Annotated in this window: 20 protein-coding genes and 4 pseudogenes; 18 read left to right on the plus strand and 6 right to left on the minus strand. The window is 58.9% G+C overall.

The genetic code is table 11. From position 1 onward, the window contains the following. The first annotated feature begins 1,416 nt into the window (after positions 1-1,416). Positions 1,417-2,751: an oxygen-independent coproporphyrinogen III oxidase gene (gene hemN, locus A3AS_RS0136530; protein ID WP_026202742.1), complete on the plus strand. Its 1,335-nt coding sequence runs from the start codon at positions 1,417-1,419 to the stop codon at positions 2,749-2,751. 1,590 nt (positions 2,752-4,341) lie between these two features. On the opposite strand, the gene A3AS_RS47955 is transcribed toward hemN, so the two are convergent. After that, positions 4,342-4,593, minus strand: a complete 252-nt coding sequence (locus tag A3AS_RS47955; RefSeq protein WP_157644487.1) for a hypothetical protein — start codon at positions 4,591-4,593, stop codon at positions 4,342-4,344. Positions 4,594-5,131: 538 nt separating this feature from the next. Between A3AS_RS47955 and A3AS_RS44275 the strand changes: the two genes are divergently transcribed. Further along, a complete protein-coding gene (locus A3AS_RS44275; RefSeq protein ID WP_245283362.1) occupies positions 5,132-6,421 on the plus strand; it encodes a carbohydrate porin in 1,290 nt (429 codons plus the stop codon). 1,203 nt (positions 6,422-7,624) lie between these two features. On the opposite strand, the gene A3AS_RS46095 is transcribed toward A3AS_RS44275, so the two are convergent. The 3 genes from A3AS_RS46095 to A3AS_RS47960 all read right to left on the minus strand — a co-directional run bounded on the left by A3AS_RS46095 (position 7,625) and on the right by A3AS_RS47960 (position 9,084). Continuing rightward, on the minus strand, positions 7,625-8,023 hold the full coding sequence (locus A3AS_RS46095) for a helix-turn-helix transcriptional regulator (RefSeq protein WP_084674984.1): 399 nt from the start codon (positions 8,021-8,023) through the stop codon (positions 7,625-7,627). Between the two features lie 15 nt (positions 8,024-8,038). Continuing rightward, positions 8,039-8,404, minus strand: coding sequence for a hypothetical protein (locus A3AS_RS0136560; protein WP_018322406.1), 366 nt, complete (start codon positions 8,402-8,404; stop codon positions 8,039-8,041). 392 nt (positions 8,405-8,796) lie between these two features. Then, positions 8,797-9,084: a hypothetical protein gene (locus A3AS_RS47960; protein WP_157644489.1), complete on the minus strand. Its 288-nt coding sequence runs from the start codon at positions 9,082-9,084 to the stop codon at positions 8,797-8,799. Between the two features lie 580 nt (positions 9,085-9,664). On the opposite strand from A3AS_RS47960, the pseudogene A3AS_RS0136570 reads away from it, so the two are divergent. The 8 genes and pseudogenes from A3AS_RS0136570 to A3AS_RS0136595 all read left to right on the plus strand — a co-directional run. Continuing rightward, positions 9,665-10,445 (plus strand): annotated as a pseudogene (locus tag A3AS_RS0136570) (glycogen debranching enzyme GlgX); the annotation flags it as partial. A gap of 180 nt (positions 10,446-10,625) precedes the next feature. Further along, entirely contained in the window at positions 10,626-10,859 is a 234-nt protein-coding gene (locus A3AS_RS0136575) for a DUF3551 domain-containing protein (RefSeq protein WP_026202744.1), read from the plus strand. Positions 10,860-10,907: 48 nt separating this feature from the next. Beyond that, positions 10,908-11,195 carry a patatin-like phospholipase family protein gene (locus tag A3AS_RS46100; RefSeq protein ID WP_084674985.1) on the plus strand — a complete coding sequence of 96 codons (288 nt, stop codon included), beginning with the start codon at positions 10,908-10,910 and terminating at the stop codon, positions 11,193-11,195. Between the two features lie 80 nt (positions 11,196-11,275). Further along, positions 11,276-11,647 carry a transposase gene (locus A3AS_RS0136580; RefSeq protein WP_245283366.1) on the plus strand — a complete coding sequence of 124 codons (372 nt, stop codon included), beginning with the start codon at positions 11,276-11,278 and terminating at the stop codon, positions 11,645-11,647. Next, a complete protein-coding gene (tnpB, locus tag A3AS_RS0136585; RefSeq protein ID WP_018322410.1) occupies positions 11,641-11,994 on the plus strand; it encodes an IS66 family insertion sequence element accessory protein TnpB in 354 nt (117 codons plus the stop codon). Before A3AS_RS0136580 ends, tnpB (A3AS_RS0136585) begins: the two co-directional genes overlap by 7 nt. A gap of 51 nt (positions 11,995-12,045) precedes the next feature. Continuing rightward, positions 12,046-13,609, plus strand: a pseudogene (locus A3AS_RS0136590) (IS66 family transposase). Positions 13,610-13,667: 58 nt separating this feature from the next. Next, positions 13,668-14,186 carry a plasmid pRiA4b ORF-3 family protein gene (locus A3AS_RS46105; RefSeq protein WP_245283363.1) on the plus strand — a complete coding sequence of 173 codons (519 nt, stop codon included), beginning with the start codon at positions 13,668-13,670 and terminating at the stop codon, positions 14,184-14,186. Continuing rightward, a pseudogene (locus tag A3AS_RS0136595) lies at positions 14,096-14,933 on the plus strand (IS5/IS1182 family transposase); the annotation flags it as partial. The gene A3AS_RS46105 and the pseudogene A3AS_RS0136595, both read left to right, overlap by 91 nt. A gap of 124 nt (positions 14,934-15,057) precedes the next feature. Here the strand turns inward: A3AS_RS0136595 and A3AS_RS0136600 are convergent. After that, positions 15,058-17,313, minus strand: coding sequence for a hypothetical protein (locus tag A3AS_RS0136600; protein ID WP_018322411.1), 2,256 nt, complete (start codon positions 17,311-17,313; stop codon positions 15,058-15,060). A gap of 995 nt (positions 17,314-18,308) precedes the next feature. On the opposite strand from A3AS_RS0136600, the gene A3AS_RS49560 reads away from it, so the two are divergent. The 3 genes from A3AS_RS49560 to A3AS_RS44285 all read left to right on the plus strand — a co-directional run bounded on the left by A3AS_RS49560 (position 18,309) and on the right by A3AS_RS44285 (position 19,559). Next, positions 18,309-18,632: a plasmid pRiA4b ORF-3 family protein gene (locus tag A3AS_RS49560; protein ID WP_245283364.1), complete on the plus strand. Its 324-nt coding sequence runs from the start codon at positions 18,309-18,311 to the stop codon at positions 18,630-18,632. 30 nt (positions 18,633-18,662) lie between these two features. Further along, positions 18,663-18,917 carry a plasmid pRiA4b ORF-3 family protein gene (locus tag A3AS_RS49565; protein ID WP_245283365.1) on the plus strand — a complete coding sequence of 85 codons (255 nt, stop codon included), beginning with the start codon at positions 18,663-18,665 and terminating at the stop codon, positions 18,915-18,917. Between the two features lie 150 nt (positions 18,918-19,067). Then, entirely contained in the window at positions 19,068-19,559 is a 492-nt protein-coding gene (locus A3AS_RS44285; protein WP_018322416.1) for a patatin-like phospholipase family protein, read from the plus strand. Here the strand turns inward: A3AS_RS44285 and A3AS_RS0136630 are convergent. Then, positions 19,556-20,032: a DUF3833 family protein gene (locus A3AS_RS0136630; RefSeq protein ID WP_026202745.1), complete on the minus strand. Its 477-nt coding sequence runs from the start codon at positions 20,030-20,032 to the stop codon at positions 19,556-19,558. The two genes, A3AS_RS44285 and A3AS_RS0136630, sit on opposite strands and share 4 nt — an antisense overlap. 310 nt (positions 20,033-20,342) lie before the next feature. Between A3AS_RS0136630 and A3AS_RS0136635 the strand changes: the two genes are divergently transcribed. The 5 genes and pseudogenes from A3AS_RS0136635 to A3AS_RS0136655 form a co-directional block, all read left to right on the plus strand. Beyond that, positions 20,343-20,573: a hypothetical protein gene (locus A3AS_RS0136635; protein WP_026202746.1), complete on the plus strand. Its 231-nt coding sequence runs from the start codon at positions 20,343-20,345 to the stop codon at positions 20,571-20,573. Positions 20,574-21,206: 633 nt separating this feature from the next. Beyond that, a complete protein-coding gene (locus A3AS_RS46110) occupies positions 21,207-21,551 on the plus strand; it encodes a DUF2939 domain-containing protein (protein WP_256375119.1) in 345 nt (114 codons plus the stop codon). 72 nt (positions 21,552-21,623) lie between these two features. After that, positions 21,624-22,130, plus strand: coding sequence for a transposase (locus tag A3AS_RS50200; protein ID WP_018322421.1), 507 nt, complete (start codon positions 21,624-21,626; stop codon positions 22,128-22,130). Continuing rightward, the gene (gene tnpB / locus A3AS_RS0136650) at positions 22,021-22,374 is read left to right on the plus strand and encodes an IS66 family insertion sequence element accessory protein TnpB (RefSeq protein ID WP_018322422.1); all 354 of its coding nucleotides are present in this window, start codon (positions 22,021-22,023) and stop codon (positions 22,372-22,374) included. Before A3AS_RS50200 ends, tnpB (A3AS_RS0136650) begins: the two co-directional genes overlap by 110 nt. Before the next feature lie 51 nt (positions 22,375-22,425). Continuing rightward, positions 22,426-23,877, plus strand: a pseudogene (locus tag A3AS_RS0136655) (IS66 family transposase); the annotation flags it as partial. Positions 23,878-24,578 lie beyond the last annotated feature (701 nt).

Genomic DNA, 24,578 nt, shown 5'->3' on the forward strand with positions numbered 1-24,578 from the left:
GAACCCGCAAACCCGACCGAAAGGCTTGAGCCTGTGGCGCTGTGGACATGCCGCTACGCTTGGACAACGCAAGAGCGTTGCCCACATGCCCACAGCAGGAGCAACAGAAAAACCAACCCGTCGAGCCGCGATTCAAGATTGACCACGCGGCTTCGCCGATGCCAGAAACCAGACAGCCAGAACGCCTCGCGCCCCGGGCGACATCAAATCGGAATGGTGGGCGAGATCATCTCGGAATCCTGGGCGAGATCAAATCGGTACACCCGGGCGAGATCATCGGAATCAGCAGTTATCGGCCTGAAATGGTTGAACCAGACAGCTATCAGGTTCATCCTCGTGGCGGTTCTGCTCGTTGCCGGCATCCAATTGGTTCGCGCTTGAGATGCGGCGCAACATCTCCCAGCCGGCTTCTTCATAGATGGCCTCCAGGCCGCCGCGGGAGCACGATTACTTGTGACGGGATGATCGACGCCTCACCAGGCGGCTTATGTGAAACAGTGAGAGCTGCAGGTGCATCGGATTGATGCGACGCCAATGAGAAGGGCCAACTGCATAATTATGCGCGCTCTGGCAGCGACCGATAGCTGCAAAGGCGATGTTAAAAACAGAAGACATCAAGTGCTGAAGCAGATTAGAAACTATCGCAGAAAGCGTCACGTGTGAGGTATCTGGCCAGACCTCGCGTTCGCTATAAGCAGGACCTGCAAGTTGTTGTGAGTTGGTGAGCTGCATTGGAGCCGGAACGAGACGCCGCCGAACCAAGGCGCCCCGACGCACTTTGCCGGGGGGTGAAAGTGCGCCGGGCCCGCCCCAACATCATCAGTACATCCGTGATGATGCTTGCGGCAATGAGACAAGCAGCGTGGCGGAATTGAGGCTCATGCATTCTATACTTGAAATTCAAAAATGTTTTGGTGAGCTACTCCAAAGGACTTGAATCGCACGTAGCGTCACGTTGTACGATCGCGCACTTGGCGTCCTTCATCTAGCAAGCAACTTTTTCCGTGACACGCCGGCCTTGGACGGGACGCATAGGTCGAATGCTGTGCGCATCCACATCGGTTTTTCCACGGAAAACCAGCTTGAAAGTCGAGAGACCAGGCAAACCCGGGGCGGTTCAAGACAGCCTAGCCCGCTCCCCGTGATGCCTTTAGATCCCCCTTTTCGTCGCAAAAGGAGGACGTCTAGCCGCTTCGACCGTGCTCATACGAGAAGTTCATTCTACCCACAAGCATTCAGATAATCGCCAACGAGGGGCTCTCACTCCACTCTCACTCCCGGCCCCTAAGCTGCGTTGGAGTGACATCGAGAGCGGGACCAGATCTCAGGAACAGTTAGGCAGGGTTGACATAACGCAAAGACACAAGAGAGGGCATCGGTCAGCTTCATGCTGTTTGAGCATGGGAAAGTTAAGCCTTGGAGAACTCGCTCCTAAACAAGTATTGCGATGCTCGCCTGCCTTGGTACACCATCTACCCAACCGTACCTGATTTCACCGCGATGGTCGGTCCCAAGACTTGTGAGACATGGTTGAGGCGGCTGCCGCCCGACGAGCCCGTATCGCTCTACCTCCACATTCCGTTCTGCCGCTCGATCTGCTGGTATTGCGGCTTCCCTACAAGCCTCACTCGCAGCGAGCGACCGCTGCGCAATTACTTGGCGGCGGTGCAGGATGAGATACGCTTGGTCGCAGAGCAAGCGCCGCCCGCTCTGCCGGTGAGCGACGTGCATTTCGGCGGCGGGACGCCGACCACCATTGCGCCGACCGACTTCCGGGCCTTGATGGAACTCCTGCGCCGCTGCTTCGCGTTCAGCAAATCATCTACCATCGCCATAGAAATCGACCCGCGTGCGTTCACGGCCGAGATGGTCGAAACGTTAGAAGCGGCGGAGGTCAGCCGCGCAAGCATAGGCGTGCAAAGCTTCGACCCTGTGGTTCAAAGGGCGGTCAACCGCGTCCAGAGCGAGGTGCAGACGGCTTCTGTCGTCCAAAGTCTTCGCCAGCATGGGATAAGCCGCATCAATTTCGACCTTCTGTTCGGATTGCCGCATCAGACGGTGCGGTCCTGCGTGGACTCCGCGCGCACGGCTCTGGCCATGCGGCCAGACCGGCTTGCGGTTTTCGGCTATGCTCACGTCCCCTCCTATATGAAACGTCAGCGCCAGATCGACGAGACGGCGCTGCCGGACAATGTCGCCCGCGCCGAGCAAGCCGCGGCCATTGCAGATACGTTGGTCTCGGCCGGCTACCGCCAGATCGGGCTCGACCATTTCGCCCTGCCCGACGACGAGCTCGCGCTGGCGCAGAAAGCCGGTCAGCTGCGCCGCAACTCTCTGGGTTATTCGGCTGATACTTGCAAAACCGTGATCGGCTTAGGTCCGTCAGCCATCGGCCGTCTGCTTGACGGTTACGTCCAGAACGAGATCGCAACCGCTTCCTATGATCAACACATTCAGGCTGGCCGTCTGGCAACCTCAAAGGGCTACTGTCTCACTGCCGAGGATCGCCTCCGCGCCGCAATCATCGAGCGTCTGATGTGCGATTTGCAGGCCGACGTACCAGCCATCTGTGCTGCTCACGGATTTGATCCGATTCCTTTTCTTGATTCGGCCGACCGCCTGGTAATGCTTGCCGAAGACGGGATAGTGGACATTGAAGAGGGATTCATTCGGGTCAAGCAGGAGCACCGGTTTGTCGTTCGTGCTGTTGCTGCCGCCTTCGACACTTATCTCGACCGTACCCCCTATTAACTTAGCCACGGATGTGAGCAGTTCCCCAACCTCTAAGCTCTCCACCAGGGAGCGATCCGAAGAAGCGCCTCGGGCAGACAGGCCAGATTTCGAGGATGCAGCGGCGGTGTGATGCCACGACGCTCCAGATATGGTCTCAAAACTGGCGAGGGCTGATAAAAAGGGAGCTGATTTAAAGGACAGGCGCAGCGGACTTCGCCGTTCAGGGCCACGCCTCGATCATGCGAAAGGGCTCTGCCCCACCTCCGCTGGAGTGCTCTCGATGATGGTTACGGCATCAGCGATATGCCGCTGGAGACGCCGGCGCCCGCACAAGTTTTGAGTATTTTACGGCCGCAGGCAGCTTTGTGAAGCTACGGTCCACCTCCTTGAGCACAGTTGGAGACTCGACCACGTCCGCAGCGGTCTCAGCCTCAAGGCTCGGCTGTCCTCGGTCCTACGATTACTGGCGCGCCTCCGACGGAAACAGGTCCCTGTGGTTTGGACCGCCCGAGGCGTTTCCTGGCGACGCTTGAAGCAGCCCGAGCTGGCGACAAAGGAGGCACGGGAGCAGCAGAAGGGGCAGGTGTTAAACTCTGCAGCGAATCGATCCGCGAAGTCAGCACGGTGATCTGATCCAGGATCCCTTTGAGGTCATCCCGCTGGGCATCGATCCGGCGGTTGAGTTCTGCGATCTCATCGCCAGCGTTCTGCTGTGCCCACTTTATCTCGGACAGGGATGCCCTGTCCTCGGGTGACAGGCTCATCGTTGAAGCGACTCCCCGGGCTTCCGGCGTCTCGACAAACTCTTCAAGGTTAGCCCAAACCCAGGCGCCAGCAGCACACGATCCGACGAGGGCAAGCGGAAGCACCAAAACCGGGAGAATCCGTCTTGATGGCCCGTGCAAGAGCGGCCGCAAGTCTGAGGCGGCCGCTTGATCAATCGAGTCCATTGTCCCTCGCTCAACATCCAATTCCAGCAGGCTTATTTCGTCGACGCGACAGCCTGCGATGCTCACGCGCGCCAGGAGCTGCCAGCGTCGGCAATAATCGATCTTGGCGAACTTCCTGATCGGCTGCCCCTGCTCCTATGAAACGCTACTTCTTGAGCAACGCAACGCGACAATTTGTGCGCGTTCTCCATGATAGCGTCCCCAGCGAGCAATGGTTCTCATCTTCGCCGGCGATGGCGCAGCATTTTCTCATCATTCAGAAGAACCTTGCAGATTTTCTTACATGCCCCGGCACGAATGCAAACCCACTGTTTCCTGCAGTGTGTTCGATGGAGACCAACAACTTCATCCGGGACGCACCACGTAAACGCCACGGCTGATCGGCCGAGCCGCAATGCCTGATTGGACCGGCAACGATTGCACCTGATCAACTACCAATTCCGGCAGGTTGTTCGAGATGACGGGCACGTGGCAAGCGTGGCCAACGAACGCCGCGCACGTCAAGGATTCGGATGCAAGACAGATTTTTCCGCGCCAAGGGCGCTGATGGAGCCAGCAACTGCTCGCCGATACCCGCCAAAGCTGCTCGATGGCTGATTCCTCCGGTCTCCTGGGCCATCACGTTGCACGTTGTGGCGTGGTTGCCGCGCGCGCAAATTCAAAGGCTCTTCGGCCTTGCCCGGCGATTGTCTCGTCTTTCGGTGACAACGATAACAATGAAGCGCTTCGTGAGGCCAGGCCTCTTGCCCGGCGAGCCATGCTTGCTGGTAGCTGCCGTTTCGTCGCGAAAGCCGCCTTCGATGCAGATGCGCGGCACCGCCAGAATCGCCTGACTCACAGTGAGCAAGGTGGACATTCGCAATGTCTTGGTGGCCAGGACAGCGAGGCCCCGCGCGGTGGTCGTGAGCATTTTGCCGAGCCAGCGCTCGCCGCTGGCTCGCGGCGCACCGGCCGTGATGCACAAGCAAGTTGCAGACCAGATCATCATCGCGCCGCGAGCGGAGAGGTTGGGAAAGCCTAAGTGGTTCTCTTCGGATAGATCGAGTTCTGGCTCGTCCCCCTCGCCCCCGGACGCGAAAACGCCGGGAGCTCACGCTGGGCCAATCAGGCCGCAGTTCAATCTATTCATGGCCGGCAGACATGGACTCGTGCGTGATTGCCTTCTTGCGACGACCTCAGCTTGGACATACTCAGCTAGGGCGGCACTTTCTTTCAATTTTAGACCAAGAGGAAAGCAACGTGGGCTTGTTATCGCACTTTCGCTAGCGGCTTGTCTGGTCGGCAATTCCGTACTGGCACAAACCGCGAGCGGGCTTGATCCTCGTAGCCACCCTGTGGATCAGCCCAGCAAAAGACGAAAGGCTTCCGATCGGGCCACAAAGCTCCCGATCGACCTGATCCATCAAGCAATCCGCCCTCCTGCCCCGGCGCCAGCAGCAGGTCCCGGAGTGCCTTTCGAGAAGCGCGGCAATGCGGACAGAGCTGCGCAGACGAGACCGCAAAAGACGATCGATCCCTTCGCAAGATACGACAATCTGCGTGAAAAAGGGTTGTGGCTCAACATACCTGGCCCTGCGGACACGATTGATCAGGACAGGGGCGGCGTTAGATCGGCGCTGGCAGATGTCGGCATCGGCTACATCGGCTGGACACACAACAGCTTTGCAAACAACCAGCTGCCGAACGCAGCCAGAAGCACTATCGCAAACCAGCTCTATATGGGCCAAAATCCGACCTTCGCGTCGGCCAACTTCATGATCGTCACCTACGATCTTAGCCGGTTTGGCATTGCCGACGGACAGATTGTCGTAGGAGCCGAGCAGCAATACTGGACGTGGGATCGCCCGGGGCCAGATCGAGTCGGAATCAATACGCTCGCCTACTATCAGACTTTCTTCGACAGGACACTAGAACTCAAACTTGGCTACCTCAGAAACCAAAATGAGTTCACCGGCACATTGTTCGGAGGGATTACAGGATCGAACATGTCTGCCTTGTTCCAGGCCGGCATGAGCACCAATGCCGCGCCGACGCCTGCGGTCAACCTGAAGTACAATTTTGACGATCGCTTATACAACAAGGTCTCCGTCCAGCGCTCAATTAGTCCAGATGGTCCCTATGTCCAGATAACGGAGAATCCCATCGGCTTGAACTGGAGCACGGCCAATGCAGGCATTCTTCTCGTTGATGAAGCCGGCTACAAGACCAAGGCTGCTCCCGGCATACCCGACACGTGGCTGCGGGCGGGCGTTGGTTTCAACAGTAGCCGCTACAAGAATTTGGCGGATCCCAACCAACAAAGGGAAAGCGGGAATAACTTTCACTACATCGCTGCGGACAGGCAGTTCTGGCAGAGCGACGCCAGTGGGATTCCGTCTCGCGGCATCTATGGTGGCTTCTCCCTCATGGGAGCTCCGCCTGATCTCAACAAGATCAGCCAATATTATGAGCTTCGTGTTTATGCGAAAGGGCTTTTTGACAGTCGGCCCAGTGATCTGATTGCACTCGTTGCTAGCAACACGAGCTGGAGCAAATTTGCTGTGGATGCTGCTTTGGCTAAAGGCCAGCTTGCGCATCGCGATACCACAGCAATCACCGGAACATACACCGCGCATCTCGCTCCGGGAATATATGCAGGCGTCGGACTGTCATACGTTCATAAGCCGACAAGCATCACACACACGTTCCAAACGGAACACGCGCTCAATCTGTTGGTGTCTACGTTGATATTCTTCTGATCATCGCAAGCGCCGTTCTGTTCCCCGCCTTCTCGTGACGCATGGGACCTGAGCTTCGCGATCGCTTTGAAGGGATCAGCTTGCATCTCCGCTAGACGAGCCCGTTAAGTCGGATGTGACAGGACGCCAGCTGGAGAGCTTACGGAAAAGGATGTCGTTAGTTCTCCAGGGAGGATCGGGCGGATTGTTGAGGAGAGGCTGGTCCCGAGCGCCGTCATTTCCGAGGTTGGCCAACGCGAATAACTCCCCGTACGGAACCATGGCCAAATCAGGTTCTCGAAAGCTTGCCCGACTACAGAGACCTGTTCAGGTGATCCTGGAGGTGAGGTTAGCGTGGACCCGCAAGATTTTGACCCATTTGACGTACCAGCTTGGTCGCAGGGGCAGCACGCCGTCTCGGAAGCGCCGCAGACGAGCCCGGCCGCACGAGATCGCTTTGAGCAGCACTTGGCCGAGGCAAGACGGGCAGATCCCGCTCCCGTCGGCGCTCGCGACCACTATCCCCATCTATCTACAGAAGACCGGGACCTTATCGACAGGGCGATTGCTCAATATGCGGCTCAGAAAAACCTGCAACCGAGCACGGTCAGTTTCTATACGCAGGCACTTCGTCGACTGGCGAATGATCTGCGCGCTCGTGGCCAAATGACTGATTTAGGGGACCACGCGTCCTTGCTTGCTCACGCAGAGACTTACTTTCCGAAAGACACGCCCATGAAGACAAGCGTAGGGAAGCTTTCGCCTGGATTTGCGAATTGCCCCGCTCGATCGGACGAGTCCACAAACCGCTTTCCGCAATCAGCTGTCATGGACATTGCCGGAAGGGACCGACGACTTACACCGCCTCAATGTGAGACACCATCGCGAGACTTAGCCGGCTTGTCCGAGGAGATCACTGAGACCTCGAACAAACGCGATTAAAAAGCTCGCGAGTATCAGCGCGAGACCAAGGATGGTCCACACGAAGTCTGCGACTTTCGGCGATTCGATTTTTTGCCGGATTGCACCTTCGATCGATACTTTTAACCGACCGAGGCGCCCGGTTGCTTCGACTTGTTCGACCTGCGACTTCCGATGACGCAGCCAGAAATCTCTCAGCCACGGCACTGCAATGAATATTGGACTCGCGGCGCCCAGAAAATCTTTGAGTGCGTCCCACCAAGAGTACCCCATCTACTTCAGGTTCTCATCGACAGACCCAGACTAGATAGCCATAGGCATGTGAGCCGCGAGTTCTAGATCATCACTAGACGCAGCAACTCCAAGCGTTTTGCCGCATGCAACTGAAATTCGTTCCATCAAATCCCAAGTTGGTCCTTGGATTCCGACTCCCGATTCAATTTCGCTAACCCGAGCTTGGCTTACGTCCAGCTTTTCTGCCAATTGAGTCTGTGAGAGTCCGGCATCCTTGCGCATGGCTCGAACTAACTCACCAGCACGCATCGCCGCGCTCGATAGTTTCTTTTCAGTTGCAAGGCCTGGATCAGCATGTTCGATTTTTTCCACAAGGTCGGCGAGCGAGCGACCGCGCCCCTTGCTGCTGACCTCAGCAACGGCTTGCGGTCTACGTTCGTGGCTTTTTTCGACTTTGAGTTTGACCATTGCAGCCTCCACTCTTCATACAAACCAAACTGAAGCTCGCGCATTCAGTATTCCGGTCTTCAATGCACTATAGTCGTTGCCATTCCAGGAGGACCCTCCAGCATACATCGGCACGCCATGCTCAGCCGCGAGCATCAGCGTCACCGCCACGTCGCCATCATCATCAATTTCGATAGCGAAGATTGCAAACTTGGTCGCTCCGACCGCTTGGAACATCTCAATGCCCCTATACGTATAGAAGGGCGAAAGATCTCTGGCGTCCACCGCTCCGCTGTGAATTTTCTGGAGGTACAGCAGGACCTCGCAGGCGAAATCGTGCCCAAGCTGCTCCAACTCATCAGCCGCGTCTCCCAACTGGGGATCTTCGAACGAAACAAGCATATAAGGAATTCCTTATGTTTGTCAAGGCCCATCAGCACTGCCAGTTCAGCGTGAGATGGAGAAAGGAACCAGAAAATACCGCCCCATAGGGTGCAACTATAGGGCGCTTCAGACACGCGATACCCGGCCGAGCCGTACTATCATATCTTGTGATAAGGGCTCGTTGACCCGCATGAAGCGGCCGGAACCGCCGAGTTCCCGCGCAAACTCAGCAGATTCGTTGAACGGCGCCGCTCAAACTTGATTGGGATTAAGTCTGTTGACAAAGTTTTCCGCGAGCGCGGTCATCCGGAAAGCGTCACTTGAACAGAGACGCGAAACCGAGACCGGAAACTCGATACGAAAAAGCGCCGCCTGCTACCGGCGACGGCCATAATGTTGCATTGCAGCAATTAGCCCTGTGAGCCGACGATCTTGTTTCCAGACAAGACGAAGGTTTTGGTGTTCACGTCGGTATCCCGGGATCCCTTCTTCTTCGCCCGCACCAGGGTGGAGTGTTCATCAGACGGCAAACCGGAGCCGCCGGAATCTGCGGCATACTTCCGGGCAACTTTACTCCATTCCTGAGCCACTCGGCCTGGCTTGGGGGGCGGAGCATTGGAATCAAGCCCCTTTGGGGGTGAATCCAAGGGTTCCCAATCTTCGAGCGGGCCACTCAAAAGGTCTGATTTTCCCGCCATGATGTCACCTTTGCGAAACGGGGTTCGTTGCCATTTTCGTTCGCCCGTGAGGCATGCCTTTTATGTAATCGATCTTGGCTTGAAAGAGAGCTTCTGCGGGCCGCTTTCCCGCGTTGACGTGCTTCCAGAACGCTGAATGCATGGGGGCACCGAAGCAGTTGAGGTCCCCGTCCATTGGCGAGTAGTGCGCGCCGGTACACCCCACGAAAGCATTGGCCCCCGCCGCCAGGACAGAGAGCGCGACGGACTGGGCCGGGATGACCACTTGGATCGGATCGCCGGCCCTATATACCGCTGCCCGCGTGCGTACGGTCAACGCACCCCAGCAGCATCCGGCGAATATGATGGCTCCGCAGGGGTCAGGAACGTTGTTGACCGTCATCGCCTCAAGCATGTCGCCTTGCGTCTCGCCCCAAAAACGCGAGGTGTCGGTGTCTGAGCCGTGAAGCATGAGGTAGATGAGCTTTGCCGATAGATTACCGGGATTGCTGTCGAATGTACTTGTTGGGATGTAAGCATCTGTTCGGCGCCCAGAACGCCTGAATAGATCTGGTCAGCAAACGGGCGCACGAAATTCCGCTCGTACAAAGACAAGCACAACGAGGCGAATGGCGAGGAGAATCGGGACGGTCACAGCAATAACCATTCTTGGAATTGCGGCGTCGAGGGTCCCACCGACGATCCCGAGATCACGGCCTTGCGCGAGCACCAGAAACGGAATCTGCTCGCGACGATGCTGCTCTCCCATGGCACACCCATGCTGCTGGCCGGGGACGAGTTCGGGCACACCCAGAAGGGCAACAACAACGCATACGCCCAGGACAACGACACGACCTGGCTCGATTGGATGCGCATCAACGCGAACGGCCGCAACCTGCGTGAATCTGCGCGAAAGCTGATCGCGACACGCAAAGCATTCCCTATTCTGTACCGCAGTCGCTTCCTGGTTGGCTCGCACAATGAGGAGCTCGACGTCAAGGACGTGACCTGGCTATCACCATCCGGCGAGGAGATGACGACGGAGCAATGGCATGACGGCAATACCAACTTCGGGATGCTGCTCGGCGGACATGCGCAGGAGACGGAATCAAGCGCCGCGGCTCTGATGCGACCATGCTGCTGGTGTACAACGAGCACCATCGTGACCTTTACTTTGCCGGCCGTAGCCGACGGCCTTAGCTGGTTGGACCTGATCGACACCAACCAGCCAGATGGTCGAGTTCGAGTTCGGGCATGCCTACGCGGTGACCGGACGATCCCTGTTGGTGTTTGGGCTTGCCAACGATAATATCGCGACGCGCCGCCTACGGCAGGGTCTTGGCGCACTGTTGGATATCGCAGACACACCTCTGTCTGGCTAGATAGACCAATCTCGACACCGCCGATGAGCGATCCACCTCGCCCGGACACGATGTCGAGCCGCCCAGGATCGCCGACAGATCGGCAAGCAGATGCCCCTTGCCAAGGAACCATATGCGGCTTGAGGAGCATTTGGAACGCCGCTTCAAAGCCGGCGTTCAATGTCGAAATTGGAGGTTCGGATGAAACATCGTTTACTCATGGCTGCCGCCGCCGCTGCGGTCGTGGCGAGCTTCGGCGCTTCGACCGACGCCGTCGCACAGGATCGCTATTGCCTTCAGGGCCGGATTGGGGGCTATCCCGGCAATTGCCAATTTGCGAATTATGCTCAGTGCATGGCGAGCGCATCTGGAACGAACGCCTATTGCGGGGTCAATCCGCGTTATTATGCACGCCGTTATAGAGGATACCGGTAGGAGCTGTGGCTGTCCTAGCTGTATCACTCCACTAAGCCGAGCCGCATCATGAACCCGGAGCGATGCCTTACGGCCGTTGCCTTCTCCGGCGGTCTGGGCCTTGGTGCCTACCATGGCGGAGTGTTCGAGGCCTTGACCGGTCTCGCGCAGCCGATCGACTGGGTGAGCGGTTCATCGGCGGGCGCGATCACGGCCGCCCTGATCGCGGGAAGCCCAAGCGCCGATCGACTGCGGAATTTACGCATCTACTGGCATGCAGGCGGTCCGTCCGCAGGGCGTAAGCGTAGCGCCGAGGCCGTTCAGATTGTTTGTGCGCAGTCCTTGGAGCGCCGCTAGAAGAGTCATCTTCGGCAAGGGTGCTCACAACGGACGACCATTCGGACGACATAAGACGATCGTTGTCGCCGCGTATCAAGGTGTATGCTGGCGCAGGCCGGAAGAACTGGCCGGATGATCTAAAGGCCCAGATCGTCGCGGAAAGCCTTGAGGCGGGTGCGGTTGTGACGGATATCGCACGCCGCCATGGCTGCCGGCCCCAGCAGGTGCATGATTGGCGGCGCCGGGCGCGTTTGGGCCAGTTGGTGCTGCCGGGTTCGGCGGACACGCTGTCGTTCGTGCCGGTGGTGTCGGAGTCAGCGTTACCGGCGACCACGGAGTCCACCGGGTCGCCGGAAGCAGCCCTTGTGACTGTTGAGCTCCAGGGTGTACGGGTGGAGGTACGCGGGACGCCTGGGTTTGCCTTGCTTAGTGAAGTGTTCATGGCACTGCGACGGACACGTTCATGCTGACGGCTCCCGCTGGCCTCATGATTTACGTTGCGACCCGACCTGTAGACTTCCGGAAGGGCGCGGATGGCTTGGCACTCTTGGCGAAGGAGACGCTGGGCCACGATCCGATGAAGGGCGTGGCAGTGGTCTTCCGTGCGAAGCTTGCCGACCGGGTGAAGATCGTTGTTTGGGATGGCAGTGGCCTTGTGCTGTACTGGAAGCGGCTTGAGGGCAGCGCCTTCAAATGGCCGCCGGTTGTTGACGGTGTGATGCGGATGAACGCCACGCAACTGTCGGCGCTTCTGGTCGGCATGGATTGGACACGCATGCACGCACCTCGAATCCCGCAGCCGAAAGCACTTGCGTAGGGCATAAAATCTTCGCTGCATCGCGGCGCGAAGCATGGCAGATTCGGGCCAATGAGTGATTTGCCCGATGAGCTGCCGAGCGATCCAGCCGAGTTGCGTGCCTTTGCTGCAGCTCTGCTGGAGCGCTGCGCCAGGCTCGAGCGGTTGCTCAAGATTGCGAAAGATGCGCAGTTCGGTCGATCCTCGGAAAAGCTTGACGCTGATCAGCTACAGCTTGTTCTGGAGGATATCGATCAGGCCGTCGCGGCTCTCGAAGCAGCCGAGGATCGTGCCAATCCCAAAACATGCGAGAAGAGAGCTGCCGGGCGCAGGGCCAATGGCGGTCAGTTGCCGGAGCATTTGCCACGCATCGTTGAAACACTGATGCCGGCTGCAACCTGCTGCCCGTCCTGCAAAGGGGATCTCGTTGAGATTGGTCACGATGAGAGCCAGAGGCTGGACGTCGTACCGGCGCAGTATCGCGTAATCGTCACCCGCCGGCCCAAACTGGCCTGCCGCGCCTGCCAGGGCGTCGTTCTCCAGCAGGCTGCTCCCGAGCGACTGATCAGGGGTGGATTGCCTACCGAGCGGCTCGTCGCGCATGTGATCGACGCCAAGTAGCATTGGCATTTGCCTCTCTACCGCCAGGCGCAGATGCTGGCGACCCACGGAATTGCCATTGATCGTTCCACGCTCGCCTTCTGGGTCGGCTACGCCGCCCAGGAATTGAAGCCCTTGTGGCGTCGTCTGCGCGAGCTTCTGCTCGGGTCCCCGAAGCTCTGTGTCGATGAGACCCCGGCGCCGGTGCTGGATCCGGGGCGCGGCAGGACCAAAACCGGCTACTTCTGGGCGCCGTCGCGCGATGACAGGCCGTGGACCGGGCCTGACCACCTGGAGCGGTATATGCCTATGCACCGGGCCGTGGGGCCATTCATGGCTTGCGGTTGCTTGAGGGTTATCGCGGCATCATCCACTGCGACGGCTATCAGGCTTACAAGACCAAGACCCGAGAGACGCGTGCGGACGCCCTGTCCGGGACGCTCGCCTTCTGCTGGTCGCATCTGCGGCGCCAGTTTGTGAAGATCGAGCGCGAGGCGGCGCCTGCGCCAGCTCCGGTTGCCCGCGAGGCTCTTAAGCGCATCGCCAAGCTCTACGCGGTCGAGAAAGCCCTCCGAGGCCGATCTGATGCCGAGCGCCGCGCGGGCCGACAAGCGCATGCCCAGCCTCTGGCCGCAGCCTTGAAGCAGTGGTTTGAGGCAACGCTTGATCACCTCGCGCAGAAGAGCGACACGGCGAAGGCTTTGCGTTATGCGCTGCGTCATTGGGACGGCCTGACGCTCTACCTAGATGACGGGCGCATCGAGATGGACACGAATGCGGTCGAGCGTGCGATGCGGCCGATCAAGCTCAATGCCAAGAACGCCCTGTTCGCTGGTGCGACGAGGGCGCCGAGAGTTGGGCAGTACTAGCTTCGTTAATCGAGACCTGTAAGCTCAATAGCATCAGCGCCGAGCACGGGCTCTCCGATGTCCTCGCGAAGCTCGTTAATGGCTGGCCTGCGGCGCGACTGGACGAGCTGCTTCGATGGGCATCGACCTATATGATGCATGCGCACGATCCGAGGCTGGCAGCATGAGCCTTAACACGACCGCCGTCCGGATCAGGGTAACCCTCAAGGACGTGAAGCCGAGGTGATGCGTTGCCTTGTCGTACCCGTCACCCTGCGTCTTGATCGGCTGCATCTGACGCTTCAAGCGGCGTTTGGCTGGACGAACAGCCACCTCTTCGAGTTCCTAGCTGGCGAAGGGCGTTGGGGCGTCCCTGATCCCGACGGTGATTTTGGCCCCCAGCCGATCGATGCCCGCAAGGCGCGGCTCTCCGATATCGTTCAAGAGACAGGCGCCAAGACGATCCATTATCTCTATGACTTCGGCGACTTGCTCGAGGCCATCGGTCGTTGTCCTCCGGAAGATGTCGGCGGTGCGTCAGGCTATGCCGACTACCTCAGCGCCATCGGCGACCCTAATCATCCGAGCACGAAAATATGCGCCTCTGGGGGCCCGAACAGTTCGATCCCAACGTCGTCGATCGGAGGGCACTCGAGGCCGCCGTCAACGCACTGTCGGGAATCAAGGGCCTCAATCGCCCGGCGAGAAGGCACGGGGTCAGGCTCCGGCAATCCTATGCTCGCGTGGCCAAGGCCGCCGCGATGATGGCTTCCCGCTACGCTCACGCCAAACAGTGCCGGCGGCATCAGCGACAGTTGCGCAGGCTCGGCCCAATCATTCGCGACATCCGCCGCAACATCGAGGGCCAGCCGGCACTGGAGGAGGCCTTCGCCCTTCCGCTCGGCCGGGCCGCGCAGATTCGTTCGCAGCAGCAGCGCCAGCGCGGCTGGAAGCTTTATTCCTTCCATGCTCCGGAGGTGGAGTGCATCGGCAAAGCCAAGGCCGCCGCGCCTTACGAGTTCGGCGTGACGGCCTCCGTCGTCACCAACAATCGCCGCGCTCCCGGCGGCCTGTTCGTGCTGCACGCGAGCGCAATGCCCGACAATCCGTATGATGGGCACACCCTGCGGGACGTCATCGAGCGCACCGAGACGCTCACCGGCTGTCCGATCGAGCGGGCCTATGTCGACAAGGGGTACCGCGGCCACGATGCGCAAGATCCCCGTCGCCTCTTCATCTCCGGCCAGAAGCGCGACGTCTTCGGTGTCATCAAGCGCGAGCTGCGCCGTCGCTCTGTCATCGAGCCCATCATCGGGCACATGAAGGCCGAAGGCCACCTCGGCCGCTGCTACCTCAAAGGCCGCGCCGGCGACGCCGCCAATGTTGTCCTCTCAGCCGTCGGCCACAACTTCCGCCGCATCCTCACCCGGCTCAGAGAACTCTTGGGCCTCTTCCTGGAGTTGCTAATGGCGAACGCTCGCCTCTCCAACACAGCTCAATCCGGCTTCTTAACTCAGGAGTTGGAGCCTGGAGCCCAAGGTGCGGTTCATTCGGCCACTGGATCCGGATGCGAAGAAGACCGATGCCGTACCACAAGCGGCACTCTATCGAGTCGCTTAACTAGTCTCGTATCGAGTCACCTGTGCGCCCCGCGCTCCGTTCCGGCAAAAGGATACCCTGGATAGCCGCTAAAAGCGGAACCTAACAAGGACTTGCAGAACGCAGGCGTGAGCTTGCCGCGGTGGATCACGACGTCTTCGTGACCCGTTGCAGCTCGAGCGTTCTGCCAGAGGCGATTGTAGCCGCGCTGTTCGTTGGATTTCACGTGGCAAGCGGCGAACTTGGCGTCATCCAATGTCGTTAACTGCCACGCATAGACCGGCCGCTTCGTATGGATGTGCACCCACATCGGATTCACCGTACCATTGCGCAGTGGCGTAGGCTGCAGCTTGATCTCGAACAGCGTTCCTGGCTCACCCTTCAACGCGCGCGGTGACTCCAAGGGAGCCAACTCCTCGGCCGCCTGCAACCGTTCGAGGTACTTCTGCGAGGGAAACGCATAGGTCTTCATGCAATCGATCTCGATCGAAGCCTTTTGCGCCTTCGAAGCACGTGCCTGCCCCTTAACATCCGACAACATCGCCTTGAGGCGGACTATTTTTTTTTGCACTTCGGGCACTTGCATAGGCGTGAGTAGGCCGCGTCGGCGAGGTTCGTCCAGCGCGGCTACACAGGCCTCAATCTCCGCGGATTGGCTCTGCAGCCGCTCAACCACGGTGTCCACGACGTGCTCGGCATCTTCGGGCTTCATGTGGCGCGCTTGCGAAATGGCTCTTTGCTCACTGCGCAGATCGAATTGCAAGAGTTCGTCCAATCGCGCGAGCAGGCGCGTCAGTGTCTCCTTCGATGGCGCAGCCTGCCATATCGCCAAGTGTTCCCTCGCCGACGATGACATCCTCGTATGCGCCTCCTCCGCGCTCGCGAGTTTCTTCGTGCCCAGATCCGAGAGCACAATAACCTTGGTGGTTCGCGTCGTGTCGGCGTCGGGCCTAGCGAGCTGCGGCTCGGGCTGCCCGGCTGCCGAACTCCCCGCACCTCCGGCCTGCCTGCGCTTGCCCTTCCCTTTCCTGCGCGCTGGACTGCCTTCGGCCGCCGGGTCGTTGCCGGCAGCGTCGGCCGGTAACGCAAGGCCAGCCTCCGTTGGCGGTTCAATGATGGCTGGTGTCTTCGGCTGCACTGCTAGCAGGCGCATGACCTCATGGGCAGTGACCCACGATCCTTCCACGATCTGATCCAACAGATCCAACGGAAGCTCGGGACTTGCTCCCTTATTCCTTAGCTCGGCAACCATGTTGGGCAACGCCGACGCAAATTCCGATAGCCGCTCCATGACCCCTTCCAGAACGGCGCAGTGCTCTGCGTCGAGGGCTTGTCCTTTGCTGTTCAGAACAGCGTCGCCCGTTGAGAGGAATGCCGGAACAACATCGCCCATGAAGGTTCCGAGTAGACGTGCCCGACCGTTCTCACCCAAGAGGATTTGCCTGACGGCCGGGTCGAGCGTGCTCGCGTGCGACTCAATCATGACCCGCGCGAGAAGGACTTGCGATTGCAGATGCACGCACCTCGTATTCAGTGCCCAGCCGGTATGCAGCCGTAGTGTCGCCTGTTCGGCCTGTCGCATTTCGGCCGTTGCACTTGGCAAGTTGGCAGTGGCTGCGCAGACGGACTGCATCCGTTCAGAGCGCAATGCCTTCTTTTCCCACCACTCCGTGCAGGCCAAATAGTGTTTCGCCGCACTGGAAGCCGCTCGGATCAGTTGGTCGGGCGGAGCATTGGATTGGCGCATCCGCTCGAGTATCTTTCCCGCATTCTCCCTACGCTGCTCCAAGGCGTAGATAGTCCGTGCGGCCAGCGCGTTGCATTCGTTCCCCGCATCCAGAGTCCGGGCACGAACTCGGCGAGCCTGATCTTCGGACAGAATGCTGCGCGCCACATCTGGAGACAGGCTCGCGTAGTAGTCCAGAACTGCTGCGCCTGCTTTAACAACCTGATCGATCAGCTCTTGCGCCTCAGACGAGCTCTGAGCGCCCATGGCAGCACTGTGGCAAGTATCAAGTTCCTCAAGCAGGCCGTCCATATTTTGTTTCGCTGCGTTGATCCCCTCACCGCTTGAGGAAATGGGGACAGCCACACCCGAACCTGAGGGCACGCTCGCGAGCCTCGCCATTCTATCTTCAGGCGCTAAGCACATCCGCTCCAAGACGGAGTTGAAAACTCGGTGGCCTTCCGCAGGGACAAAATTTGGCTCCGAATGCGCACTGCTCGATCCCGACGTGCTGTCGGCTCCTGCAGCCCCAACGTGCGGTTCGCCAGGTCGGCCAATGCCCGTCATGTTCCATCTCCCATACGGTCAACAATGCGCAGCGTCCCTGGATAGGCCGCCTGGCTGACGGTTGGCTGACGAAGGATGCTTTCCGTGTGCACAACCCCGCCGTCCGAGTTCCAATTTCATGGAAGCTGTTGTGGTGCTGAGGCAGCAATATGGGATGGCCCATAAGGTGCGGGATCGTCGATTGTAGCGCCTGTCCGCATTCCATTGCCTCGCCGTGACCAGTATGGAAATGTGCGCTGCCAGAGATAGCCCTGCCAAAGTCATTCCCGAATACCGAAAGCCGTCGAGCATGGCGAACCGCAGGGTCGATTTTCAGACTTTCGGCAGCAGCAAAGCTCTTACTAACCGGGAGGAGATGCTATTGTTCGACCAAGGAGTTTCGGATCCAACAATGCGTAGATCTGGGCTCGATGTTGAACGTTCCGTCAAGACAACCTCTTCTTCTCGCGTTCGAGTGAGCAGAACCTACGTTGCGCAAGTCCTTTTCAGAATAGGACCTCGCCGAGGATGCTGCCCAGTTAGGCGCACTTAGAATACGCTCATAAAAATAGCGCAGTGAGCGTGCCAAGCACACCGAGCGCCAATCCGATATCGGCGAACCTACCGTTGGCCCGTCTCGAAACAGCAGAAGCGTGAGAATCGGTTCCACCACCCAAATTGCTCCGACCGATATCGCGATGACTATGCAGATATTTCGAGATGCATGTATCCCAGTGCATATCCGAAGACGAGAAGGATACCGCCGAAGGGTATCAGCAGAAACATCGGCAAGAGCGTTGTCAGGTCCTCGCCGGCCTTTCCAAATTGCTTTGAGGCAATCAACGCTGCGATTATCGAAAGCGCTACTCCAAAGAAATGGCGCCTACCGCTCAATCTTCAATGCTGAACTCATCGCCTGACGTATCGAAAGCGCTGTCAAGGTGGTTTCCAATCAATGGACTGCATCTCCTGGCTGCCTTGGACAGCTTGGGCGTCGATCTACAGGATGTATGCACATGATCCGAAGCTGGCGGCATGAGCCTGAACACGACGGCGGTCCGGATCAAGGTGACCTCAAGGATGTGAAACCGGAGGTGACGCGATGCCTTGTCGTGCCGCTCACGCTGCGCCTTGATCGGCTGCATCTGACGCTTCAGGCGGCGTTTGGCTGGACGAACAGCCATCTCTTCGAGTTCCTGGCCGGCGAAGGACGTCGGGGTGTCCCTGATCCCGAAGGAGATTTTGGCCCTCAGTCCATCGATGCATCGCAAGACGCGGCTCTTCAATATCGTTCAGGAGACCGGCGCGAAGACGATCCATTATCTCTATTACTTCGGTGACAGCTGAGACCAAGTGATCAAACTCTAAAAATGGTTCGACACCACGACGATAGAGGGACTTCTCTCCTGCTCGAGGACGTCGGCGGTGCGCCCGGCTATGCCGAATACCTCGATGCCAGCGGCGACCCTACTCATCTGGAACATGAAAATATGCGCCTTTGGGCCCGCACAGTTCGATCCCAACGTCGTCGCCTCGAAGATGCTCGAGGCCGCCGTCAGCGCATTGTCCAAAATTTGGAAGCCGCGGCGTCGCGGCACGCGGCTCAAATAGATGTCAAGCGTTAATCATCAAAAGGGCCGCAGAGCTACGCTTACGCAGGGACGAACGAAAGTCGCCATCTTTTCGCATGGCTGAGCTCGATCAATACGCGCCTGTTCGGCCATAGCGGGTTCTTCCAGCCCCGGCTGCCCATTCCGGCATCTCACTTCAGCGGCTTGTATGATCTCAGCCCTACACGAGAACGCCTTCGCCAGCTGATCGATTTCGGCCGTCTGAATGACGGTGATCCCCGCATCACGATCTGCGCCACGGACCTCGAAAGCGGCGACGCCGTGATGTTCGATTCTGCGTCGGAACGGATCGAAATCGATCATACTCTGGCGAGTTGCGGATTCATCCCTGAATTCGCTCCGATGCAGATCGCCGGCCGGTGGCTTGGCGATGGCGGGTTCTCGCTGAACGCGCCATTTGATCCGATTCTCGAGACTCCTGCCTCACTCCGGCTCTACGTCGTCGATCTCTTTGCGCGTGACGGTCAGGTGCCTGACGGACTCGAGGCTGCGGCCGAGCGCAAAAGCGATCTGACCTACGGCGACCAAACCTTCCAGCGCCTTGGCCACGCCCTGGAAGCGCGTCAGCTTCGCGCCGTTTCCCCTGAGCCCTCACCCGCTCTCGCCGGTGGCAGTGGCGGACACCAGCGAAGCTAAAGCTTATGGTAAGTAACGTGCGCCGTCGCAAACGGGATGCCAGCACGGCCAGCACGGCCGCGGACTATGCAAGCTCGTTCATCGATCCCATAAAACCAATCGTCGAAATTCAGCTTGAACGATTTACCGCCGCCTTGCGGTGTATCGCGCGTGTATTTCCAATGGAATGCGCAACCGGCTTGCTCTCCGATGGCGTCACCTTCCAGTCGGTTTTCCAAGCCGGTGTACTTGCCTTCCTCACCCTTTCGGATCGTCCAATGCAGAGTGTCACTATGGCCATCGTCAAATGTATATGACTCGACGAACAGCACTGTATCAGTGTCCGCATCTAGTTCGCCGTGACCAGCAATTGTTGCGCGCTTCAGTAGTCCGCCAACTAGACTTTCTAGTACTGCCCAACCTTCTAGCCGCCCGACGAAAAAACGCTCTGGAAGAAATAGCGGCATTGTTCCTCTAAAAGAAGCGATCGCCATTGGTAAACCCTTCGAAATAAATCTAGTGCACTAAATCTCCTTTCTCCCGCTGGTTCCTAGTTGGCTCCGGAACATGCTCCGCTCGGAGCGTTCAACCATCCGCAGTCCGCCCTTGCATTTCCACGATCGGAACTTAATACCGCTGGGCAGTCGGTTCACTGTTGATGGGGCTTTATCGTGGGCGTCACCGACATAGCCTTCTTTGGGCAAGCCCGGCGTTGCGATGACCTCTTCTTGTCTTAGAACTCCGCGATTTCGGGCGGATACTTGGATCAAGTCCTTGGCCATCATCATTCCGAGGAAGACGATCATGGCGATCCAGATCGTGATGGACAGTACCGGTGACAGCCGTCACTTCTTCAATGCAGATGACGCACGAGAGCTCGCGAAGGCGGAGCGGCGGTTCTACGAACTGACCGATGCCGGCTTCACCGCGGCGGTCCGGTCGGGTCTGGCTCAAGTATCGCAAATGCGATCGTTCGACCCGAACGCGGAAGAAACGGTATTACTTCCCAGGCTGGTCGGCGGATCGGCCCGCTGAGCTGCACGGTCCTCGCTTGGACATCGGCGAAAGTTGTGCCGTATCGGAGATCCAGAGCGTGCCGAATCGATCGGGACACCTGTCCGCAAAGCCGCCATGACGATAGCAACTAAGCTGAAAACAATTCGAGGCTACGTCGACACGGTGTTAATTTCAAACTGCCGTCTCCTTCGAAAAGCTCCTACGTGGCCTCGACGGGAACCATGAGATGCACGTTGGAGACGACGTCAGTTGGCTCGAACAGGATCTCGCCCGACCGCCGAACTGGCCGAGGCATGAGACGCAGTTCGAATTCTGCGTTTTGGCGGTGCGTAGACCGACGGCCCTTCCCCCCGTTCGCTCGACCGAAGGATCAGTCCCTCCCATTGGCGAAGCCAAACCAGGCGAATGGGAGTGCGAGGACGCAGAGCGCCGCCATAGGAAAGAACGCCGCCCCGGCATGGGAAGCATACAGTTCGCCGGACAAGAAGGTTAGTACTGCCGTTAGCAACCCCGAGCCAAACGCATAGAGAGATTGAGCAGTTGCGGCGACGCTTGCTGCGACCAGCGTCCCCATCATTCGCATCCAAGCGAGATGAAGCAGGGCGAACGTTAGTCCGTGCGCCGGTCGTTGCGGTCCACCTGCTCTGCCTTGTGGTGTATGCCGGATCGGCTTTCGTTTCCGCGTTGGATCTCGTTTCGGCCGTTCGGAGCGGAGACGCCGCTCAAGTCATGGCCCGAACGGATTTGCCGCGTGTCCGCTATTCCCTTCTTGATCAAATTATGTCTACTTACCTCGATCGAGTCGCCCAAAAACGGCCGGTGCGCCCACTCGAGCGAATAGCGATAAACGCGTTCGGTGCAACGATCGCCGATGACCTCGCGATCAAGCTCATGACGCCGGAAAATCTGTCCGCCCTTTTAAAGAGCGGCACTGTTCGCAACGGCGCGGAGAACATCACCTTCGGAACGATGTCGTCATTGGTAGCGTGGCGTTGAGGCCCTTGAGAATTTTTGTACTCAATCCTGAGAGCACCGCTAGAAGAGTCATCTTCTGCAAGGGTGCTCACAATGGACGACCATTCGGACGACATAAGACGACCGTTGTCACCGCGTATCGAAGTGTACGCAGGCGCAGGTCGAAAGCGCTGGCCGGACGATTTGAAGGCACAGATTGCCGCGGAAAGCCTTGAGCCGGGGGCGATTGTCACAGATGTCGCGCGTCGCCATGGATGCCGGCCCCAACAGGTGCACGACTGGCGGCGCCGGGCGCGTTTGGGCCAGTTGGTACTGCCGGCTTCGGCGGACACGCTGTCGTTCGTGCCGGTGGTATCGGAATCGGCGCTACCGGTGGCCGCAGAAGCAGCCGTTGTGACGGTCGAGTTCCAGGGTGCACGGGTAGAGGTACGCGAGACGCCTGGTCTTGCGGTGCTAAGTGATGTGTTCATGCGCTTCGACGGACACGTTCATGCTGACGCCGCCCGCGAGCCTCATGATTTACGTGGCGACGCAACCTGTGGACTTCAGAAAAGGTGCGGAGGGCCTGGCGCTGTTGGCGAAGGAGACGCTGGGCCATAACCCGATGAAGGGTGTGGCGGTGGTGTTCCGTGCGAAGCGCGCCGATCGGGTGAAGATTGTCGTCTGGGATGGCAGCGGCCTTGTGATGTATTGGAAGCGGCTCGATAGCAGCGGCTTCAAATGGCCTTCCATCGTGGCCGGCGTGATGCGGATGAATGCCGCCCAGCTGTCCGCGCTTCTGGCCGGCATGGATTGGACGCGCATGCATGCGCCTCGCGACGCGCAGCCGAAAGCGCTTGCGTAAAGATACAAATCTTCGCTGCATCGGGGCGCGAAGCATGGCAGAGTTGGGCCAATGAGTGATTTGCCTGATGAGCTGCCGAGCGATCCGGCCGAGCTGCGTGTCTTTGCCGCGGCTCTGCTGGATCGCTGCGCCAGGCTCGAGCGGTTGCTCAAGCTTGCGAAGGATGCGCAGTTCGGTCGATCGTCGGAAAAGCTGGACGCTGACCAGCTACAGCTTGTTCTGGAGGACATCGAAGAGGCCGTCGCGGCCCTCGAAGCAGCCGAGGATCGCGCCAATCCCAGAACCTGCGAGAATAGGACGGCCGAGCGCAGGGCCAATCGTGGCAAGCTGCCGGAGCATTTGCCGCGCATCGTCGAAACCCTGATGCCGGCTGCAACCTGCTGCCCGTGCTGCGAAGGCGTCCTTTTTGAGATGGGTCACGATGAGAGTCAGAGGCTCAATGTCGTTCCGGTGCAGTATCGCGTCATCGTCACCGGCCGGCCCAGACTGGCCTGCCGCGCCTGTCACGGCGTCGTCCTCCAGCACGCCGCCCTGAGCGATTGATCCGGGGAGGATTGCCGACCGAGCGACTGGTCGCGCATATGATCGATGCCAAGTATCATTGGCATTTGCCGCTTTACCGCCAGGCACAGATGCTGGCGACTCACGGTATCGCCATCGACCGTTCCACGCTAGCCTTCTGGGTCGGCTACGCCGCCCAGGAATTGAAACCCTTGTGGCATCGTCTGCGCGAGCTTCTGCTCACCTCCTCGAAGCTCTGTGTCGATGAGACCCCCGCACCGGTGTTGGATCCGGGACGCGGCAGGACAAAAACCGGCTACTTCTGGGCGCTATCGCGCGATGACAGGCCCTGGGCCGGACCTGATCCGCCTGCGGTGGTCTAGGGCCGTTCATGGCTTGCGGCTGCTCGAGGGCTATCGCGGCATCATCTACTGCGACGGCTATCAGGCTTACAAGACCATGATCCGAGAGACGCGTGCGGACGCCCTGTCCGAGACGCTCGCCTTCTGCTGGTCACATCTGAGGCGCCAGTTTGTGAAGATCGAGCGCGAGGCTGCTCCGGCGCCAGCTCCGGTTGCCCGCGAGGCTCTTAAGCGCATCGCCCAGCTTTACGCGGTCGAGAAAGCGCTCCGCGGCCGATCGGATGCCGAGCGCCGTGCTGGCAGGCAGGCGCATGCCAGACCTCTGGCTATAGCCTTGAAGCAGTGGGTTGAGGCCAAGCTTGATCACCTTGCACAGAAGAGCGACACGGCGAAGGCCTTGCGTTACGCGCTGCGTCATTGGGACGGCCTGACGCTCTACCTTGATGACGGGCGCATCGAGATGGACACAAATGCTGTTGAGCGTGCGATGCGGCCGATCAAGCTGAACGCCAAGAACTCCCTTTTTGCCGGTTGCGACGAGGGTGCCGAGAATTGGGCAGTTCTGGCTTCGTTAATCGAGACCTGTAAGCTCAATCGCGTCAGTGCCGAGCACCGGCTCGCTGATGTTCTTGCGATCTTGAGGGGCTGAGAGAGAAGGTCCGGCTAGCAGAAGCCGCTCGCGTATTGCACTAAGCCTCGGCAATTCGAGCCGTTCGGTGGCGCAGGTAGGAACGCTGCAGCCTGGTACCGCATTCGCTGGTATGGAGCGGTTCTCTTTACCTTTGATAGTGGCGGCCGCATTCACCATCGGCGTCATCGCTGGCTATTGCATTCACTCATTTCCGCAAGGCGTCGAGCAGCGGCCCGCCGCAGGCGCCGTGATTTCAAATGAGACGCGGTCCAGTTGCTCACCGTGGCCGGAAGTCGACGGAATCGGCTGTCAGTCTAGTTTAGGAGACAACACTTCTGCGACCTCACTCCTCAGGGTCAAACCGAGATAAGGAAGTGTTTTCGCCTCGGTTAAGTAGCCCAAGCCGTCGTTCCAGCTCTTCCTTTTTCGCTAAGAGCCTCAGCGAGAGAATGTCATTGACTAGCGTGTGGAGTTGCCACAGCTCCTCCACAGACATGCTCTGCAACCGCTCTCGTTTCATGAATCCCCCGACTCACGTAGGGCCATAGCTTGGAGTACCAAACGGGGCCGGCAACGAGACGTCGGTTGAGGAGGCAAGGTTATCTACTTACGGCTTTGGCTTGGTTTCTGCGAAGCTGACCGAGCCGATCTTGACCGAGACCGTTATCTACGTGCGGCTGAAGCCGGACAGCTAGTCATCTGGAACGCAA

The sequence above is a fragment of the Bradyrhizobium sp. WSM2793 genome (assembly GCF_000379585.1).
GTDB lineage: Bacteria > Pseudomonadota > Alphaproteobacteria > Rhizobiales > Xanthobacteraceae > Bradyrhizobium.

Excerpts from the sequence above, each read along its gene's own strand:
- A3AS_RS47955 (WP_157644487.1), bottom strand. The coding sequence starts at position 4,593 with ATGCTCACGACCACCGCGCGGGGCCTCGCTGTCCTGGCCACCAAGACA.
- A3AS_RS46095 (WP_084674984.1), bottom strand. The coding sequence starts at position 8,023 with ATGGTCAAACTCAAAGTCGAAAAAAGCCACGAACGTAGACCGCAAGCC.
- A3AS_RS0136560 (WP_018322406.1), bottom strand. The coding sequence starts at position 8,404 with ATGCTTGTTTCGTTCGAAGATCCCCAGTTGGGAGACGCGGCTGATGAG.
- A3AS_RS47960 (WP_157644489.1), bottom strand. The coding sequence starts at position 9,084 with ATGGCGGGAAAATCAGACCTTTTGAGTGGCCCGCTCGAAGATTGGGAA.
- A3AS_RS0136575 (WP_026202744.1), top strand. The coding sequence starts at position 10,626 with ATGAAACATCGTTTACTCATGGCTGCCGCCGCCGCTGCGGTCGTGGCG.
- A3AS_RS46100 (WP_084674985.1), top strand. The coding sequence starts at position 10,908 with ATGAACCCGGAGCGATGCCTTACGGCCGTTGCCTTCTCCGGCGGTCTG.
- tnpB (WP_018322410.1), top strand. The coding sequence starts at position 11,641 with ATGCTGACGGCTCCCGCTGGCCTCATGATTTACGTTGCGACCCGACCT.
- A3AS_RS46105 (WP_245283363.1), top strand. The coding sequence starts at position 13,668 with ATGCGTTGCCTTGTCGTACCCGTCACCCTGCGTCTTGATCGGCTGCAT.
- A3AS_RS0136600 (WP_018322411.1), bottom strand. The coding sequence starts at position 17,313 with ATGACGGGCATTGGCCGACCTGGCGAACCGCACGTTGGGGCTGCAGGA.
- A3AS_RS49560 (WP_245283364.1), top strand. The coding sequence starts at position 18,309 with ATGATCCGAAGCTGGCGGCATGAGCCTGAACACGACGGCGGTCCGGAT.
- A3AS_RS49565 (WP_245283365.1), top strand. The coding sequence starts at position 18,663 with ATGGTTCGACACCACGACGATAGAGGGACTTCTCTCCTGCTCGAGGAC.
- A3AS_RS0136630 (WP_026202745.1), bottom strand. The coding sequence starts at position 20,032 with ATGGCGATCGCTTCTTTTAGAGGAACAATGCCGCTATTTCTTCCAGAG.
- A3AS_RS0136635 (WP_026202746.1), top strand. The coding sequence starts at position 20,343 with ATGGCGATCCAGATCGTGATGGACAGTACCGGTGACAGCCGTCACTTC.
- A3AS_RS50200 (WP_018322421.1), top strand. The coding sequence starts at position 21,624 with ATGGACGACCATTCGGACGACATAAGACGACCGTTGTCACCGCGTATC.
- tnpB (WP_018322422.1), top strand. The coding sequence starts at position 22,021 with ATGCTGACGCCGCCCGCGAGCCTCATGATTTACGTGGCGACGCAACCT.